This window comes from Denitrovibrio acetiphilus DSM 12809 (assembly GCF_000025725.1).
GTDB classification, from domain to species: Bacteria; Chrysiogenota; Deferribacteres; order Deferribacterales; family Geovibrionaceae; genus Denitrovibrio; species Denitrovibrio acetiphilus.
Genome location: NC_013943.1, coordinates 1,482,893 through 1,498,634, shown reverse-complemented (window position 1 = coordinate 1,498,634; position 15,742 = coordinate 1,482,893). Strand labels below are relative to the sequence as shown.

Below are 15,742 nucleotides of genomic sequence, written 5' to 3'. Positions count from 1 at the left end.
TCTTATAATCCGCACCCGCAGGGCTCTTCTGCGGGTGTTTTTTCACCAAAAGGAGTATGTTATGAATCAAACACTTCAGTATAAAGTTGCCGATATTAATCTTGCCGATTTCGGACGCAAAGAGATTGCGATCGCAGAGCACGAAATGCCAGGTCTTATGGCAACAAGAGAAAAATATGCTAAATTACAGCCTTTGAAGGGTGTACGTATTACCGGTTCTCTTCATATGACGATTCAGACGGCAGTTCTGATCGAAACTCTGGTAGCTCTCGGAGCTGATGTCCGCTGGGCGAGTTGTAACATCTTTTCTACACAGGATCACGCTGCCGCCGCAATAGCTGCTACAGGCGTACCTGTATTTGCATGGAAAGGTGAAAGTCTCGAAGAGTACTGGTGGTGTACTGAGCAGGCACTCCGGTTTCCTGATGGTAAAGGTCCCCAGCTTATTGTTGACGATGGCGGCGATGCGACAATGATGATACACACAGGTGTGGCAGCTGAAAAAGATCCTTCCATACTTGATAAAAAGGCAGACAGCACTGAAGAGAGTGTTTTTCTTGCTCAGCTTAAAAAAATATTTGCTGAAGCACCGACACGCTGGCAGGAAACTGTAAAAGAGTTGAAAGGTGTTTCTGAAGAGACTACTACAGGTGTTCACAGGCTTTATCATATGATGGAGAAGGGTGAACTGCTTATACCTGCAATAAATGTTAATGATTCTGTTACAAAATCTAAATTTGACAACCTCTACGGTTGCCGCGAGTCTCTTGTTGACGGTATCAAACGTGCCACAGATGTTATGATAGCAGGAAAAGTTGCAGTTGTGTGCGGTTATGGAGATGTTGGTAAAGGTTGTGCGGAATCCCTGCGAGGACTTGGCGCAATCGTTATTGTAACAGAGATAGACCCGATATGCGCACTTCAGGCTGCTATGGCAGGCTATCAGGTTAAAACTGTTGAAGACACACTCGGCATGGCTGACATATATGTAACCACTACCGGAAACAAAGACATTATCCGTGTTGAACACATGGAAAAGATGAAAGATCAGGCAATCGTTTGTAATATCGGTCACTTTGACAACGAGATAGAAGTTGAGAAACTGAACGCTTACCCTAAAATAATCAAAACCAACATAAAACCACAGGTTGATAAATACACTTTCCCTGATGGTCACGAAATATTCATGCTTGCCGAAGGTCGCCTCGTAAACCTTGGCTGTGCAACTGGACACCCGTCTTTTGTAATGAGCAACTCATTTACAAATCAGACTCTGGCACAGATAGATCTTTGGGAAAACAGAGAAACATATAAGCCAGGTGTTTATGTGCTCAGTAAAAAGCTTGATGAGGAAGTAGCAAGACTGCACCTCGAAAAAATCGGTGTTAAGCTTACCGTTCTGAAAGATTATCAGGCTGATTATATAGGAGTCCCCGTTGAAGGACCTTATAAACCAGATCATTACAGGTATTGACCTTGTCTGAAAATATAAGCTACGAAGTGGTTGTCATCGGTGCCGGTCCTGCCGGCATCGAGGCTGCCAAAAAACTTGCCGATAATGGAAAGAAAGTTCTGCTTATCGACAAACACATCGGCGGAAACTACTGTACCGGAGGAAGTGTTGTCTCTAACACTCTCCTTCACGTCAGTCACCTTTATGAGCGTTTTGTAAACAAAACGTCGAATTTTGTTGATTCTGAATGCGGACATCAGCATAACTTTGACTTTAAAAAGGCGCGTAAACATGTCGAAGGTGTTGCCAGTAAAGTCGTTAAAGGGTTTCTGGATAACCTGAGTTCATCCGGTGTGGAAATTTTGACAGGTTTTGCGGTTTTCAAAGATAAAAATACCCTGACAGTAATGAAAGAAGATGGTGAAGAATATATTTCTTTCGAAAAAGCCATTATTGCCACAGGCTCAAATAATATGAGCGCTAATGTTCCGTCTACTAAAAAACTCCTTGATACAACAAACATATTTGATCTTGAAAGCACTCCGAAAAGTGTCGTTGTGGTTGGGGGCGGATTTATTGGGACAGAATATGCGACATTTTTCAAAAGAATAGGGTGTAAGGTCACTCTTGTCGAAAAAAGTGACAGTCTTCTCGGTTCAATAGATTCGCAGATTGTTAAGGAATTCGAAGACCAGTTCAGAAAAAGCGGAGTTGAGATCGTTAAGGGTGTTTCTGTTGATAGGATAGAGAAGGTCGGAAACAAGACTATCATTTTTCTGAATAATGAAAGCAAGCTTGAGGGTGAAGAAGTTTTTGTCTCTATCGGGCGTGCACCGAACATTGAAAAGCTGAAACCTGAAAACGCAGGTATCAAATTTGATGAAAAAGGATACCCTAAGCTTACTAAAAAACTTAAAACGTCTAATTCTGATATATACATGGTTGGTGACTCCACTGGCGTTAATATGTTTGTTAACTGGGCGTACATGTCTGCGGATATCGCAGCAAACGACATTATGGACCGCAAGAGAAATATATCAGCGGATTTATGCCCCCGTATCCTTAAGCTGGATCCTGAGATAGCTTCTGTCGGCATGTCTGAGGATGAAGCTAAAGAGTCTGGTATAGAGTTTAAAGTTATCAGACACAGCTTCAAAAATTTTGAAAAATCAGTAATTCACGGAACAATCAAAGGACTGGTGAAGATCCTTTACAGTCCTGATAATAAAAAGATATTAGGATGTCATGCAGTAGGTAACGGGGCAACGGATATTGTGTCCACTTTTGCCATGATGGTGCAGTCTAAAATGCCTCTGACACGCCTTGAGGATTTTGTGTTTAACCACCCAACATACTCAAGCGTTCTCGGTGACATCGCCGGAAAAATCAAATGAAAATAATTTACAGTGCATTTGTATGGATAGCTCTTGCTTTTCATACAGTAATTCTCGTTTTGATAGGTATGCCGTTTCTTCTTGTAGGTATAAATATATACCTCAGTCTTGCCAGGTTATGGGCAAAGATAAATATATTTCTTTTCGGTGTCAGAGCCAAAGTCGAAGGTGTGGAGAACCTCTCTCCTGATCGAAATTATGTTTTCATGGGAAATCATCAGAGTTACGTTGATATATTTGTTCTTTTATCAGTTATAGATAAACGATTTACTTTTATGGCGAAGGAAGAGCTCTTTAAAATTCCTGTTTTCGGCTTCGGAATAAGGGCTATCGGGCTTGTTCCCATTAACAGAGGTGAGAGCAGGGATGCACTGAAAAGTCTCTTTGCGGCAGCAAAGAAAATTCAGGAAGGTTATTCCATAGTGCTTTTTCCGGAGGGGACAAGGTCGGACGATGGAAATATGCTCCCATTTAAGAGGGGAGCTTTTACCCTTGCGGTGCGAACAGGTCACGAGATAGCACCTTTTGTGATCGAAGGTTCAGGTGAAACTCTCCCTAAAAGCAGCTTTAAGATTAACCCTTTTCAAAAGGTTACAATCAGGTTTCTTGAGCCTGTCAGTCCGGAAGGGATGAAAGACAGGGAACTTCTGGAACTTATCAGAAAAAGGATGGAAAGTGAGCAGAAAGAACTGCGCAATTCTGGGGCTGGGAAGTAATCTTGGTAGAAAGTCGGAGAATCTCTGCCACGGAATAAAGCTTATCAGCGATTTTTGTGACATTGTTTCCGTTTCACCTGTTTACAAGACACAATCACTTCTTAAAGATGATCAGGATTCATATTTTAACCTGTGTGTAGCGATACGTACAAACATGGAACCTGAACAACTTTTACATACTTTGAAAGAGATTGAACGAAAGCTTGGCAGAACCAATAACGGCAGATGGTACACTCGCGTGCTTGATATAGACATTATAGACTTTAACCGGACAGTGTATAAATATCCAAAACTACATATCCCGCATCAGCAGATGCATAAGCGTAGTTTTGTACTGTATCCGCTGATGGATATATGTCCTGAATATGTAAATCCCGAAAGTTGCCTGAGCATTAATTCTATGGTAAATATAATTAAAGATGATTTAGGCATTAAAAGACTGGGAGCTGTTGTATGGCGATAATTACTATATCCAGACAATACGGATGCGGTGGAGAATATGTCGCAGAAAGGCTGGCTGAAAATCTTAAGTTCAGGTTGTTTAACAAAGAGCTTGTTAAATTTGCGGCTATACTGACCGGGTCTGACGAGGAGAAGGTTAAGCTGTTTGATGAGGAGCAGCACTCCTCTGTCCGTTCATTTATGTCTAAATATTTCGACATAAATATGTTTGCAGACTTATTTAAAAATACTGACTATTCTCAGAAAACTGTGAGACAGATGATGTCTCAGGAGCATGAGGCTTTTTTTGATGTCTACAGCAGAGATGAGAATATAACAGATGCAGAATCATTTCATGAAATGGTGCGTCGGATCATAAATAAAGCAGCAGACGAGATGAATGCTGTTGTTCTTGGCAGAGGCGGTGTGTGTATTCTGGAAGATCACCCTAAGGCTATTCACTTCAGACTTGTAGCCACTATGGACGACAGAGTGAGATGGGTGAGTATGCGTGAGGAACTTTCCGAGAAAGAAGCATATGAAAAGATCAAAGACACTGACAACAGAAAACGTAAATACTTCAAGCACTATTTTGGCAGAAGTATAGATGACCACTGGATGTATCACGGTGTCCTTAATCTGTCTAAACTTGATCTCGAAGAAGCCAGCCTTGCGATTGGTAAGATAGCTGAGATAAAATTTAATTTATAGCTATTCCATATTGACTAGCATTGTAAATTAGCATATTACTTGAGTTTTAGAGGAGTACCCCAAGTGTATAAAAAGGTCAAGGGATTCAGAGATATATATGGACTGGAATCCCGTTACTGGCAGAAAGTCGAGAAAATATTCAAAGAGACGTTTAAGTCTTTCAACTATCAGGAGTTTTATCTTCCTGTTCTGGAAAAAATCGAAGTTTTTGACAGGGGTATAGGCGGATCGACAGATATAGTAGAGAAAGAAATGTTTGCATTTGAGGACAGAGACGGCACAAATGTTGCGCTTCGTCCTGAAGGGACAGCTTCTATTGTGCGTGCCTATGTCGAAAACAAATTATATAATCCTCCTGCAACATCAAAATATTACTACATAGGTCCGATGTTTAGAAGAGAACGCCCGCAGAAAGGACGTTTCAGACAATTCACACAGGCAGGGATAGAGGTATTCGGCTCCGCAGGTCCTGCTGTGGATGCAGATGTTGTCAATGTCCTTTACACACTGGCATGCAACCTTGGTATTGAGGAATTTGTCTCGATGGAGATAAACTCTATCGGGTGCCCTGAGTGCCGTCCTGCTTATAACGAAAAACTGATTGCATATCTTAATGATAATAAAGAGGGGCTTTGCGAGGATTGTCTTCGCAGACTTAACAAAAACCCCATGCGTATTCTTGACTGTAAAAATGACGGCTGCAAAGCGATAACTAAAAACGCACCTGTTGCCCTTGACCACCTCTGCGGTGAGTGTGAAGAGCATTTTAACGGTGTCAGAAATTATCTGGACACCCTTGGGGTGCCTTATAATGTGAATCCTATGATGGTGCGCGGACTGGATTATTATGTCCGTACAGCTTTTGAGCTTGTAACTAATAAGCTCGGGTCGCAATCTGCCGTGGGAGCAGGGGGACGTTATGACGGTCTTATACAGCTGCTTGGCGGACCGGACACTCCGGGGATAGGTTTTGCAACCGGGATCGACAGAATGGTAGCTCTCGCCATGCTGAAAGAGACAGAGAAAGAGAACGAAATTGATGCATTTGTGGTATCTTTTAAAGATATATCAGACAAAAAAGCATTGAAGATGGTTAATGACATGCGCTCTGCCGGAATCAGTGCTGACATGGATTATGATTTCAGAAAAATGAAAAAACAGTTTTCGCTTGCGGATAAGAACGGTGCACGTTTTACTGTTATCCTTGGTGAGGACGAGATGAATAAAGGCACTGCCGCTGTTAAGGATATGGAAACAGGCGGTCAGGAAGATGTTATGCTTGAAAAGACTATAGAATACATATCCGATAAACTCAGGAGGAACTAAATTGCTTTCACACATGGGCGATTGGCGAAGATCACATAACTGTGTTCAACTCACAGCAAAAAACATTGGAGAAGAAGTCTGCCTTATGGGCTGGGTTCAACGACGCAGAGACCACGGCGGGGTTATATTTGTAGACCTCAGAGACAGAGAGGGGCTGACACAGGTTGTCATGAGTCCTGAATATAATAAAGACGTTCACGCTGTTGCTGATTCTATCAGAAACGAATTTGTTATAGCTGTTAAAGGTAAAGTCGGGATGAGACCTGAAGGAACCATAAACACTAAACTCCCGACCGGTGAGATAGAAGTTATGGTTGACGAATTAAAAATCCTCAACGCCTCACAGACTCCTCCTTTCATGATAGATGATTTTACAAACGCAAACGAAGATATCAGGCTTAAATACAGATACCTCGACCTGCGCAGAAGAAAGATTCAGAATAACCTTATAACAAGACACAATATAGTGCGTACGATGAGAGAATATCTCTATGCAAGAGACTTTCTCGATATCGAAACGCCTTTCCTTACTAAGAGCACACCGGAGGGGGCGAGAGATTATCTTGTACCAAGCCGTGTTAACCCTGGTAAATGCTATGCACTTCCGCAGTCACCACAGATGTTTAAACAGCTTCTGATGGTTGGGGGATACGATAAGTATTTCCAGATAGTAAAATGCTTCCGTGACGAAGACCTGCGTGCTGACCGTCAGCCTGAGTTTACTCAGCTCGATATGGAGATGTCCTTCATCGACAGAGAAGACCTTATGGAACTTCTGGAAGGGATGTTTATTGAGATATTCCAGAATATAAAAGGGATAAAACTTGAAAGAGGCTTCCCCAGAATGTCCTATGACAACGCTATGGAAAAATACGGACACGATGCTCCGGACACAAGATTTGATATGTTTTTGAAAACTATTAATGAACTTGTTGCCGATTGCGGGTTCAAAGTATTTAGAGAGGTTGTCGCCGATGGAGGTGTGGTTAAAGCCATCAATGCCAAAGGCGCAGGTGAAAAGTATTCCAGAAAGAATATTGACGAGCTTACAGAACTGGCTGTTTCTCTTGGTGCAGGCGGGCTGGCTTATATCAAAGTTAATGAAGACAGTCTTCAGTCCCCGATTGTTAAATTTCTGGGAGATTCTGCCGATACAATAGTTAAGGCTATGGACGGCAAGCCGGGAGACATTATATTTTTCGGAGCCGGCAAAAAAGATATCGTAAACCTTTACATGTCTAAAGTCAGGCTGAAGCTTGGGAAAGAGCTTGGACTTATAAAAGAAGGAGATTACTCATTTGTATGGGTGCTTGACTTCCCGCTTCTGGACTATGATGCAGAGGAAAAACGCTATGTTGCTATGCACCACCCGTTCACAGCTCCTCTTGACGAAGATATCCCGCTGTTTGACACTGATCCGGGGCAAATGAGAGCCAAGGCCTATGACCTTGTTCTCAACGGTTCAGAGATAGGCGGAGGGTCTATCAGGATTCACCGTAGTGACGTGCAGGAGAAAATGTTTAATGCGCTCGGCTTTACACCAGAAGAGAGAGAGTACAAATTCGGCTTCTTTATAGATGCCCTTAAATACGGAACACCTCCTCACGGCGGTATAGCCTTTGGGGTGGATAGAATTGCGACCATCCTGACAGGCTCAGATTCTATCAGAGATGTAATCGCTTTCCCTAAAACTCAGAAAGCGACAGACATGATGAGCGAAGCGCCGAGCAAGATAGATGAAAAGCAGTTAAAAGAGCTGTATATGAAGTTCGAAGTTGTCGAAAATGACTGATGTTTGATAACTTCTGAATTTGACATATAATGAATCATATGTTAGCATTTAGAAAATAAAACCTATGAATATGGAAGGGAGGACTCTAATGACCAGATTTTCCAAGATGATTATGTTTGCTGCTCTTATAGCCGCACTCGTTGTCACAGGTTGCTCAAAGCCGCCCGTACAGGAAATGGACAACGCTAAAGCAGCTATGAAAGCTGCGCAGGAAAGCGGTGCTGAAAAATGCGCTACTGAAGAGTATGAAAGGGCTAAAGCTGCCGTTGCTGCTGCTGAAGCGAAAATGGCTGAAGCTGAGCAGAGCGGAGATAAAGGTGCTCTTTATAAAGAAGCTAAAGATGAACTCCTTAAAGCTATAGCTGACTTTGAAAAAGCAAAAGAGATCGCTTCCGAGCGCTCTAAAATAAACGATCAGGCTCAGGCTGAGCTTGACACTCTTAAGAAACAGCTTGAAGTTGATGCTAACGCTGATGGTGCTAAGTATTCTGAAACATATCAGGCTGCTGAAGCTAAACTTGCCAAAGCTCAGGCTCTCATTGACAACTGTGAAGGCGGAAAAGCCCTCGCTATCCTTGAGCAGGTTAAAGTTGACAATGCTGCTATCCAACGTGAAATTATCGAAGGTAAAGCTGCTGCGAAAAAGGCAGAAGCAGAGCGTCAGGCAAAACTGAGAGCTCAGATGATGAAAGCTCAGACAGAGAATTACAAAGTTATCAAAGGTGATAACCTCTGGAATATCTCTAAAGATAAGTATATGAACCCATTTATGTGGCCACTCATTTACTGGTCTAACAAAGAGCAGATAAAAGATCCGGACCTCATTTTCCCTGGTCAGATCTTCAAAATTCGCAAGCATTTTGAAGACGACGAGAAAGCGAAAGCAGATAACTTCGCTAAAACAAGAGGCCCTTGGTCATTGTTTGACGGCAAATAAGAAATCCTCTTTATATCAAATAAAAAGGCGGTCATTACGACCGCCTTTTTTTGTATCATCCCCTTAGCTGTATTAACTCCTTTTATATCCTTCAGAAAGGTAAAGTTCCTTATATTTGATATATCTGTCTGCATAGTCTTTTATGCCTTTTATATCGTCCTCCGTGAGTGTCTTAGCGACTTTTGCTGGGCTTCCCATAAGTAACGAATTCGGAGGGAACTCCTTACCAGGGGGGATAAGTGCCCCAGCCGCCACAATGCTATTTTCTCCGACAACAGCATTGTCCAGAACTATGGCGCCTATGCCGATTAAAACATTGTCTTTAATTGTACAGCCGTGGAGCATTGCATTGTGTCCAACTGTGACATAATTTCCGATAATGGTAGGGTACTTATTTAGAGTAGTATGGACAACTGTACCGTCCTGTACATTAGAACATCTTCCTATTGTTATCTTTTCCACGTCCCCCCGCAGTACTACATTAAACCAGACACTGCTGTCGTCAGCCAGCTCGACCTCACCTATAATATCTGCACTATCAGCAATAAATACTCTTTTACCTACAATGGGTTCTGTTTGCAGTCTTCTTTTTACATTTTCCATAAATTAACCTTGCCATACTTATTTTAGATGCACAAATGATAAACTACCATCGTGAAAGGTCAATCTAAAATATCTCTCTGATCCGTTGTTAACCTTTGTTTGTGGAAAAACATCAGTCGTCTTATATAACACTGTAATAAAATTTAACATACTTCTTGACTTTTACAATAAATTTAATATATACTTCACATGAAATACATTCAGGAGCGTAATATGTCGTATGGTATAAAACTGAGAGAAATCAGAAAAAAGCTTAGTATGACGTTAGAGGATATCTCACAGAAAACGGGCTTTACAAAAAGCTTTATCAGTCAGATTGAAAACGGCAAAAACTCTCCGTCCATAGCCTCTTTGAAGAAGATTTGCTATGCGCTTGGTACAACCATAAGTGAACTCTTTGAAGATGAGCGTAATATCGTAAATATCTTCAGCAGCCCCGACTTTAAGGTGTTTAAAAACAAGAGCATATCCATGTCATTTCTTGCATCAAAACTTGTTAACCGTAAAATGGAGCCTATTCTTATCGAACTGGATCCATACGGCGAAACCGGTACCGACTATTATCATCACACAGGTGAGGAACTCGGATATGTAGTTGAAGGCGACATCTGCGTTGTCATAGGCAATGACGAACATTATCTCACTCAGGGCGAATGTATTTATTTCAGCTCTAATCTGCCTCACAAGATAAGAAACAGAACAGACAAACCTGCTGTAGCTTTCTGGGTTGGGACACCTCCCAGTTTTTAAGCTTGACGCATAGTTTATAATATACTAGTTTATCTGTGCTTGGATCCGAAAGGACCGAGACACGAGAAAAGTCTGATTTTACCTTTCAACCGTGCTCGAGTTGCGCCTTTCGTCATCCTCTACACGGAGGTTTAGCAATAATGAGTAAATATTCCGAACTGAAAAAGATCAATTTAAACACATTCAAAAAGATGAAGGCCGATGGTGAGAAGATCACCTCTATCACGGCATATGATTACACTTCTGCAAAGATTCTTGATAAATCCGGAGTGGAAATTATCCTTGTAGGCGATAGCCTTGGCTCAGTTATGAATGGTTATGATAATAGTATTCCTGTCACTCTCGACGAGATAATATACCATGCAAAGGCTGTCAAACGCGCTTCCAAGAGAGCTTATCTTGTTGCGGATATGCCGTTTGGCTCTTATCATGTTTCTGATGAACAGGGACTTGAAAACGCAATAAGGCTTGTTAAAGAAACAGGGTTTGATGCTGTGAAAATTGAAGGCGGAAAAGGCAGAGCCTCTATGGTTAAGAAGTTCACTGACGCAGGTATAGTTGTTATGGGGCACATAGGTCTGATGCCTCAGATGGTACACACCATGGGCGGCTATAAGGTTCAGGGGCGCAATGGTCATGAGGAAATGCTCGAAGACGCAAAAGCTCTGGAAGAGGCGGGCGCATTCGCCATTGTTATAGAGGGAGCGGTTGCAGACGTTGCCGAAAAAATATCTAAAAATATTTCAATACCAACAATAGGAATAGGGGCAGGAGCCGGCTGCGATGGTCAGGTACTTGTTTACCATGATATCTTCGGTTTGTTCGATGATTATGTTCCGAAGTTTGTTAAGCAATATGCAGACGTGAAAACTATTGTCGGTGACGCATGTAAACAATATATTGAAGATGTCAAAGCTTCCAGATTTCCGGCAAAGGAATACACTTACTAAGGTATGAAATGAAAATTTTAAACACTGTTAATGATGTCAAAACCGCAATAAAAGAGTTGCAAAAGGCCGGCAGAAAGGTGGGGCTTGTACCTACGATGGGGTTTCTTCATGCAGGGCACATGAGCCTCGTTAAAAAAAGTGTTGCTGATAATGATTTTACCGTTGTCAGTGTCTTTGTAAACCCCACACAGTTTGGCCCCAACGAAGACCTTGAGGCCTACCCTAGAGATTTTGAAAACGATACAAAACTTCTCACAGATGCCGGTGCTGATCTGATTTTCTCCCCTTCACCGGAAGAGATGTATCCAGAAGGTTTCTCTACGAAAGTAAGTGTGAGTGGGATTACAAACGCCCTCTGCGGTCTTTCCAGACCGGTTCACTTTGACGGCGTGGCAACAGTTGTCACCAAACTTTTTAACATAGTCAATCCTGACAGGGCATATTTCGGATCCAAAGACTATCAGCAGCTTCAGGTTATAAGGCGAATGGTAAAAGACCTTAATATGAGTGTCGAAGTTATCGGAATGCCTATCATAAGAGAATCTGACGGGCTTGCAATGAGCAGCCGTAACATCTATCTGAAACCTGAGGAAAGGACATCTGCCCTTAGTCTTTCTAAGTCATTCGGGCTGATACAGAAGCTTCTGGATAATGGCGAGCGGGACGCAAGGGTGCTCAGGCAGAAAGTTGTGGATTACATAAACTCTCACAGCTCCGCACATGTAGACTATGTTGAAATTATACATCCGGAAAAGCTTAATTCACTGGAAACTGTTAACGGGGATATTGTTGCAGCGCTGGCTGTAAAGATCGGTCGTGCCAGATTAATAGATAATAAATTATTTAAGATATAAGGGGAAATTATATGCTTAGAGATATGTTTAAATCAAAAATTCACAGAGCTACAGTTACCGATGCCGATCTCCACTACGAAGGGAGCATAGGCATTGACGAAGACCTCATGGATGCGGCAGGTATGCTGGAGTATGAGAAGGTTGACATATGGAACATTACTAACGGCGCCCGCTTCCATACATACACCATAAAGGGACGCAGAGGCAGCGGTCAGATATGCCTTAACGGTGCAGCAGCAAGGCATGTGCAGGTTGGTGATATGGTCATAATAGCGACTTTTGCCATGATGGATGAAAAAGACCTCGAAAACTATAAACCCACAGTAGTGCAGGTGGATGCCAGAAACAGAATAATAAACAAAGACAGCGTACTTGTTTAATAATTGCATAAACCTGAAATGCCTGTTATTATTTTAGAAAATAGCTGAGGTTTATCATGGCTGAATACAAACAATATGTTAATCTTCTGCTGAATGACGAGAAGTACGGCATTGATATTATGGATATCAAAGAGATCCTCCGGATGCTTGATATCACGAAAGTGCCTAAAGCTCCAAGTTTTGTGGAAGGGATTATTAATATCAGAGGAAAGGTCATACCGATCGTTGACCTGAGAAAGAAGATGGGGATTCCTGCCAATGAGTTTACGAATTCTTCCAGAATTATTGTTGTAAACCTTAACGGGAAACAGGTAGGCTTTATTGTTGACCAGGTTGAGGAAGTTCTCAGAGTGGACGGAGACCTTGTTGATAAAGCTCCCGCAGCTTCAACCAGTGTCGACAACAGATATATAAAAGGTGTTGCACGGCTTCAGACCGGTATGGTCATCATACTTGATGTTCATGAAATATTCGGGAGAAACGAAGCCAGCGCCCTCAGCATGTTCTAAATGACCGAAGACAGAGGAGTATACCTCAGACTCCTTTCTGACATCAGAAAAGCAGGAGCTGAATTTTATAAAGCACCTGATAAGTATTTAGATAGTATAATAAAATTAAAGACCCGTCAGAGTGAAGTTCTGGCGGGTCTTGCTGTTTCCGCAAAAGAGTCCGGCAGTGCAGACACCACAACACTGGATAAAATCATTTCAGAGCTTGCAATGCTTGCTCAGCGAATGACTGTTAAAAATGACATTAAGCCTGTTTCTGTGGACGAGCTTCCGGGGATAGGAAAAAAAGCCACAGAATCACTCAAAAAGCAGCATATCGAGACTGTCGAGGATGTCCTTTATAATTTCCCCTACAGATATGAATACATTGGGGAATCCAGAAGCGGTAAAAAGGCTCTTACGGGCATTTTTCAGACCGGAGCAGTAGTTACCACCAAAAACAGGAAGCGCATCTATAAGGCAGTGTTTTCAGGTGATTTCGGTCAGTTTGCTGCTGTCTGGTTTCGTTTTTCTGCCGGATATCCCGCAGGTGTACTAAAAGAAGGGAAAAAATATACTATTTACGGTCAGTCAGGCTCATTTTCAGGCATGGAGTCTATCATCCACCCACAGTTTATGAAAGAGTCCGAGATGGGAAACATCATCCCTGTCTATTCCCTTCCTAAATCAGTAGCGCAGAAGGTATATTATACTGCTGTGAATGCGGCTCTTGATAAATATCTTGATCAGATCCCGGATCATCTTCCGGCAAGGCTGGAGGAGAAATATAAGTTTCCATCATCAAAACAGGCTCTTCTTGAAATACACAGACCAAAGAACCCATATGAACTGGAAGCACTGTCTGAAAAAAGACATCCGGCAGCAAAAAGGTTTATTTACGAAGAATTGTTTTACCTTCAGATGGGGCTGCTTTATAAAAAACGTGCATATGAGCGGCAGTCCGGTACTGTCTTCGATATAAAAAAAGAATACCTTGACTGGATAAAGGATCTCTTACCTTTTAAATTTACAGGTGCACAAAGACGTGTTATGGCAGAGATATTCAACGATATGTCTTCTACGGGGCAAATGAACAGGCTTGTTCAGGGGGATGTCGGAAGCGGTAAAACCATCGTAGCTTTTACAGCAGGACTTGTCGCTGTGAAAAACGGATATCAGGTAGCTGTGATTGCACCTACAGAGGTTCTTGCCAGACAGCATATGCTGAATCTGCTGAAGCTTATATCCGGAACAAATGTTACCGCTGTACTGCTGACAGGGTCTGTTTCCGGTGCAGAAAAGAAACATACGAAAGAGCTTATCGCAGCGGGACATGTGGATTTTGTACTTGGAACTCATGCTGTAATACAGGAAGATGCGGACTTTGCAAAACTTGGTCTTGCGATAATTGATGAACAGCACCGCTTTGGTGTGGAGCAGAGGAAGTCACTGATAGAAAAAGGGTACATGCCTGATATTCTGCTTATGACCGCAACGCCGATCCCCAGAACCCTTGCTCTGTCATTTTACGGTGATCTAGACATAAGCATTATAGATGAACTCCCCCCAGGCAGAACACCTATCAATACCGTTTCAGAAAAAAATATTGAGCGTGTTTATCCGCTTATGAGAGAAGAGATAAAAAAAGGGCACGGAGTATATGTCATATATCCGCTGATAGATACCAGCGAAAAACTTGATCTGAAAGCAGCAACTGACGAGCACAGGAAACTCTCTCAGGAGTTTGGTGCTGATAATGTGGGACTTCTGCACGGACGTATGAAACACGAGCAGAAGTCAGAGCTTATGGACGCTTTTAAAGCCGGCAATATACAGGTACTGGTGTCAACGACTGTTATTGAAGTTGGGGTGGATGTTCCGCATGCCACTGTGATGGTTATAGAAAATGCTGAGCGTTTTGGTCTTTCTCAGCTTCATCAGCTTCGGGGGAGAGTAGGGCGCAGCGACAGACAGTCATACTGCGTGCTTGTTGCCTCAGAAAATGTGTCGGATGAAGCATCCGAAAGGATAAATGCCATGTGTGCCCACGCCGACGGTTTCAAACTCAGCGAGATTGATCTGGAGATGAGAGGTCCCGGTGATTTCTTCGGAACACGTCAGTCCGGCTTGCCGGAATTTCGCTTTTCAAACATTGTGAGGGACGTCAGAATCCTTCAGGATGCACGCAGTGATGCTGCTGATATCCTTAGTGACGATCAAGACCTTTCAAGTCCTAAAAACACTGTCATAAAACAAGTTCTTATCCGTAAATGGCGCTCTGAGCTTCAATACATCGAAATAGGCTGACTGGCATATTAATTATCTGACTTTTAATTGATTTATAAAGAGATATGCGGTTTAATATAAATGTAAACTAATTCAGGAGGCGTGCCGATGCAGCTAACCAAGTTGACAGAAGAACAGCTGAAAAATATCAGCAGTAGTATCAACCTGCAAAGAGCTGAGAATTATGTGGGTAAGTTCCACAACTGCTCAGTTGACAGCTCCTTTATCAAGGGAACTATCAGAGGCAACCACGGCGACTATACAGTCACCCTGAAGATTGACACAGATCCTATCGAGTATGAATGTGAATGTGAAAAAGGAAAAGATGTTTTCTGCAAGCATGCCGCAGCTTTGGGGCTAACATACATCTATACTCCCTGGGTTTTCGCCAGCAATCAGAAGCTGGACAGAAAAGCACTCCGCACAACAGAAGAGATCAAGTTCTATATCAAAACAACATCGCTTAAACAGTTACTGGATGAATTGAAAAAGATTAATATTTCAATCTCTCAGCTTGCCGAACTCAGCGGTGTACCCATGAAGAGAATAGCATCGCTTGTTAAAGATGATGCTAACGGTAAGCATCACAATATTACTGACCCGCTGAAGCTTTCGTGCCTCTTTCTGTTGGAAAAATATTCTTAGAGACAAAGCCCCTCAG

General features: G+C 42.4%; 16 protein-coding genes. 15 read left to right on the top strand and 1 reads right to left on the bottom strand.

Translation table 11 applies throughout. The annotated features are described in order from the left end of the window. Positions 1–61 precede the first annotated feature (61 nt). From ahcY to DACET_RS07205, 8 genes are all read left to right on the top strand, one after another. Positions 62–1,474, top strand: coding sequence for an adenosylhomocysteinase (gene ahcY / locus DACET_RS07240; RefSeq protein WP_013010732.1), 1,413 nt, complete (start codon positions 62–64; stop codon positions 1,472–1,474). 2 nt (positions 1,475–1,476) lie between these two features. Next, positions 1,477–2,847, top strand: a complete 1,371-nt coding sequence (locus tag DACET_RS07235; protein WP_013010731.1) for a dihydrolipoyl dehydrogenase family protein — start codon at positions 1,477–1,479, stop codon at positions 2,845–2,847. Then, positions 2,844–3,563: a lysophospholipid acyltransferase family protein gene (locus DACET_RS07230; protein WP_013010730.1), complete on the top strand. Its 720-nt coding sequence runs from the start codon at positions 2,844–2,846 to the stop codon at positions 3,561–3,563. The genes DACET_RS07235 and DACET_RS07230 overlap by 4 nt, the downstream gene beginning before the upstream one ends. Beyond that, positions 3,523–4,026, top strand: coding sequence for a 2-amino-4-hydroxy-6-hydroxymethyldihydropteridine diphosphokinase (folK, locus tag DACET_RS07225; RefSeq protein ID WP_013010729.1), 504 nt, complete (start codon positions 3,523–3,525; stop codon positions 4,024–4,026). The genes DACET_RS07230 and folK overlap by 41 nt, the downstream gene beginning before the upstream one ends. Beyond that, positions 4,017–4,715 (top strand): cytidylate kinase-like family protein, encoded by a 699-nt coding sequence (locus DACET_RS07220; protein ID WP_013010728.1) that lies wholly within the window; start codon positions 4,017–4,019, stop codon positions 4,713–4,715. Before folK ends, DACET_RS07220 begins: the two co-directional genes overlap by 10 nt. A gap of 63 nt (positions 4,716–4,778) precedes the next feature. Next, positions 4,779–6,041 (top strand): histidine--tRNA ligase, encoded by a 1,263-nt coding sequence (gene hisS / locus DACET_RS07215; RefSeq protein ID WP_013010727.1) that lies wholly within the window; start codon positions 4,779–4,781, stop codon positions 6,039–6,041. Between the two features lies 1 nt (position 6,042). Beyond that, positions 6,043–7,833: an aspartate--tRNA ligase gene (gene aspS / locus DACET_RS07210; protein WP_013010726.1), complete on the top strand. Its 1,791-nt coding sequence runs from the start codon at positions 6,043–6,045 to the stop codon at positions 7,831–7,833. A gap of 88 nt (positions 7,834–7,921) precedes the next feature. Beyond that, positions 7,922–8,770, top strand: a complete 849-nt coding sequence (locus tag DACET_RS07205) for a LysM peptidoglycan-binding domain-containing protein (RefSeq protein ID WP_013010725.1) — start codon at positions 7,922–7,924, stop codon at positions 8,768–8,770. A gap of 72 nt (positions 8,771–8,842) precedes the next feature. Here DACET_RS07205 and DACET_RS07200 read toward each other — a convergent pair whose 3' ends face one another. Next, on the bottom strand, positions 8,843–9,373 hold the full coding sequence (locus DACET_RS07200) for a gamma carbonic anhydrase family protein (protein ID WP_013010724.1): 531 nt from the start codon (positions 9,371–9,373) through the stop codon (positions 8,843–8,845). 213 nt (positions 9,374–9,586) lie between these two features. On the opposite strand from DACET_RS07200, the gene DACET_RS07195 reads away from it, so the two are divergent. The 7 genes from DACET_RS07195 to DACET_RS07165 all read left to right on the top strand — a co-directional run bounded on the left by DACET_RS07195 (position 9,587) and on the right by DACET_RS07165 (position 15,726). Beyond that, the gene (locus DACET_RS07195) at positions 9,587–10,123 is read left to right on the top strand and encodes a helix-turn-helix domain-containing protein (protein WP_013010723.1); all 537 of its coding nucleotides are present in this window, start codon (positions 9,587–9,589) and stop codon (positions 10,121–10,123) included. Between the two features lie 140 nt (positions 10,124–10,263). Continuing rightward, positions 10,264–11,073 (top strand): 3-methyl-2-oxobutanoate hydroxymethyltransferase, encoded by an 810-nt coding sequence (panB, locus tag DACET_RS07190; RefSeq protein ID WP_013010722.1) that lies wholly within the window; start codon positions 10,264–10,266, stop codon positions 11,071–11,073. An 8-nt stretch (positions 11,074–11,081) separates the two neighbouring features. Continuing rightward, positions 11,082–11,927: a pantoate--beta-alanine ligase gene (panC, locus tag DACET_RS07185; RefSeq protein ID WP_013010721.1), complete on the top strand. Its 846-nt coding sequence runs from the start codon at positions 11,082–11,084 to the stop codon at positions 11,925–11,927. An 11-nt stretch (positions 11,928–11,938) separates the two neighbouring features. After that, entirely contained in the window at positions 11,939–12,307 is a 369-nt protein-coding gene (panD, locus tag DACET_RS07180) for an aspartate 1-decarboxylase (protein ID WP_013010720.1), read from the top strand. 56 nt (positions 12,308–12,363) lie between these two features. Then, on the top strand, positions 12,364–12,816 hold the full coding sequence (locus DACET_RS07175) for a chemotaxis protein CheW (protein WP_013010719.1): 453 nt from the start codon (positions 12,364–12,366) through the stop codon (positions 12,814–12,816). Next, entirely contained in the window at positions 12,817–15,102 is a 2,286-nt protein-coding gene (gene recG / locus DACET_RS07170; RefSeq protein ID WP_013010718.1) for an ATP-dependent DNA helicase RecG, read from the top strand. Between the two features lie 87 nt (positions 15,103–15,189). Further along, complete coding sequence (locus tag DACET_RS07165; protein ID WP_013010717.1) at positions 15,190–15,726, top strand: SWIM zinc finger family protein; 537 nt, start codon at positions 15,190–15,192, stop codon at positions 15,724–15,726. Positions 15,727–15,742 lie beyond the last annotated feature (16 nt).

Coding starts and splice junctions, on each gene's coding strand:
- ahcY (WP_013010732.1), top strand. CDS start 62: ATGAATCAAACACTTCAGTATAAAGTTGCCGATATTAATCTTGCCGAT.
- DACET_RS07230 (WP_013010730.1), top strand. CDS start 2,844: ATGAAAATAATTTACAGTGCATTTGTATGGATAGCTCTTGCTTTTCAT.
- DACET_RS07220 (WP_013010728.1), top strand. CDS start 4,017: ATGGCGATAATTACTATATCCAGACAATACGGATGCGGTGGAGAATAT.
- DACET_RS07205 (WP_013010725.1), top strand. CDS start 7,922: ATGACCAGATTTTCCAAGATGATTATGTTTGCTGCTCTTATAGCCGCA.
- DACET_RS07200 (WP_013010724.1), bottom strand. CDS start 9,373: ATGGAAAATGTAAAAAGAAGACTGCAAACAGAACCCATTGTAGGTAAA.
- DACET_RS07195 (WP_013010723.1), top strand. CDS start 9,587: ATGTCGTATGGTATAAAACTGAGAGAAATCAGAAAAAAGCTTAGTATG.
- panB (WP_013010722.1), top strand. CDS start 10,264: ATGAGTAAATATTCCGAACTGAAAAAGATCAATTTAAACACATTCAAA.
- panC (WP_013010721.1), top strand. CDS start 11,082: ATGAAAATTTTAAACACTGTTAATGATGTCAAAACCGCAATAAAAGAG.
- panD (WP_013010720.1), top strand. CDS start 11,939: ATGCTTAGAGATATGTTTAAATCAAAAATTCACAGAGCTACAGTTACC.
- DACET_RS07175 (WP_013010719.1), top strand. CDS start 12,364: ATGGCTGAATACAAACAATATGTTAATCTTCTGCTGAATGACGAGAAG.
- recG (WP_013010718.1), top strand. CDS start 12,817: ATGACCGAAGACAGAGGAGTATACCTCAGACTCCTTTCTGACATCAGA.
- DACET_RS07165 (WP_013010717.1), top strand. CDS start 15,190: ATGCAGCTAACCAAGTTGACAGAAGAACAGCTGAAAAATATCAGCAGT.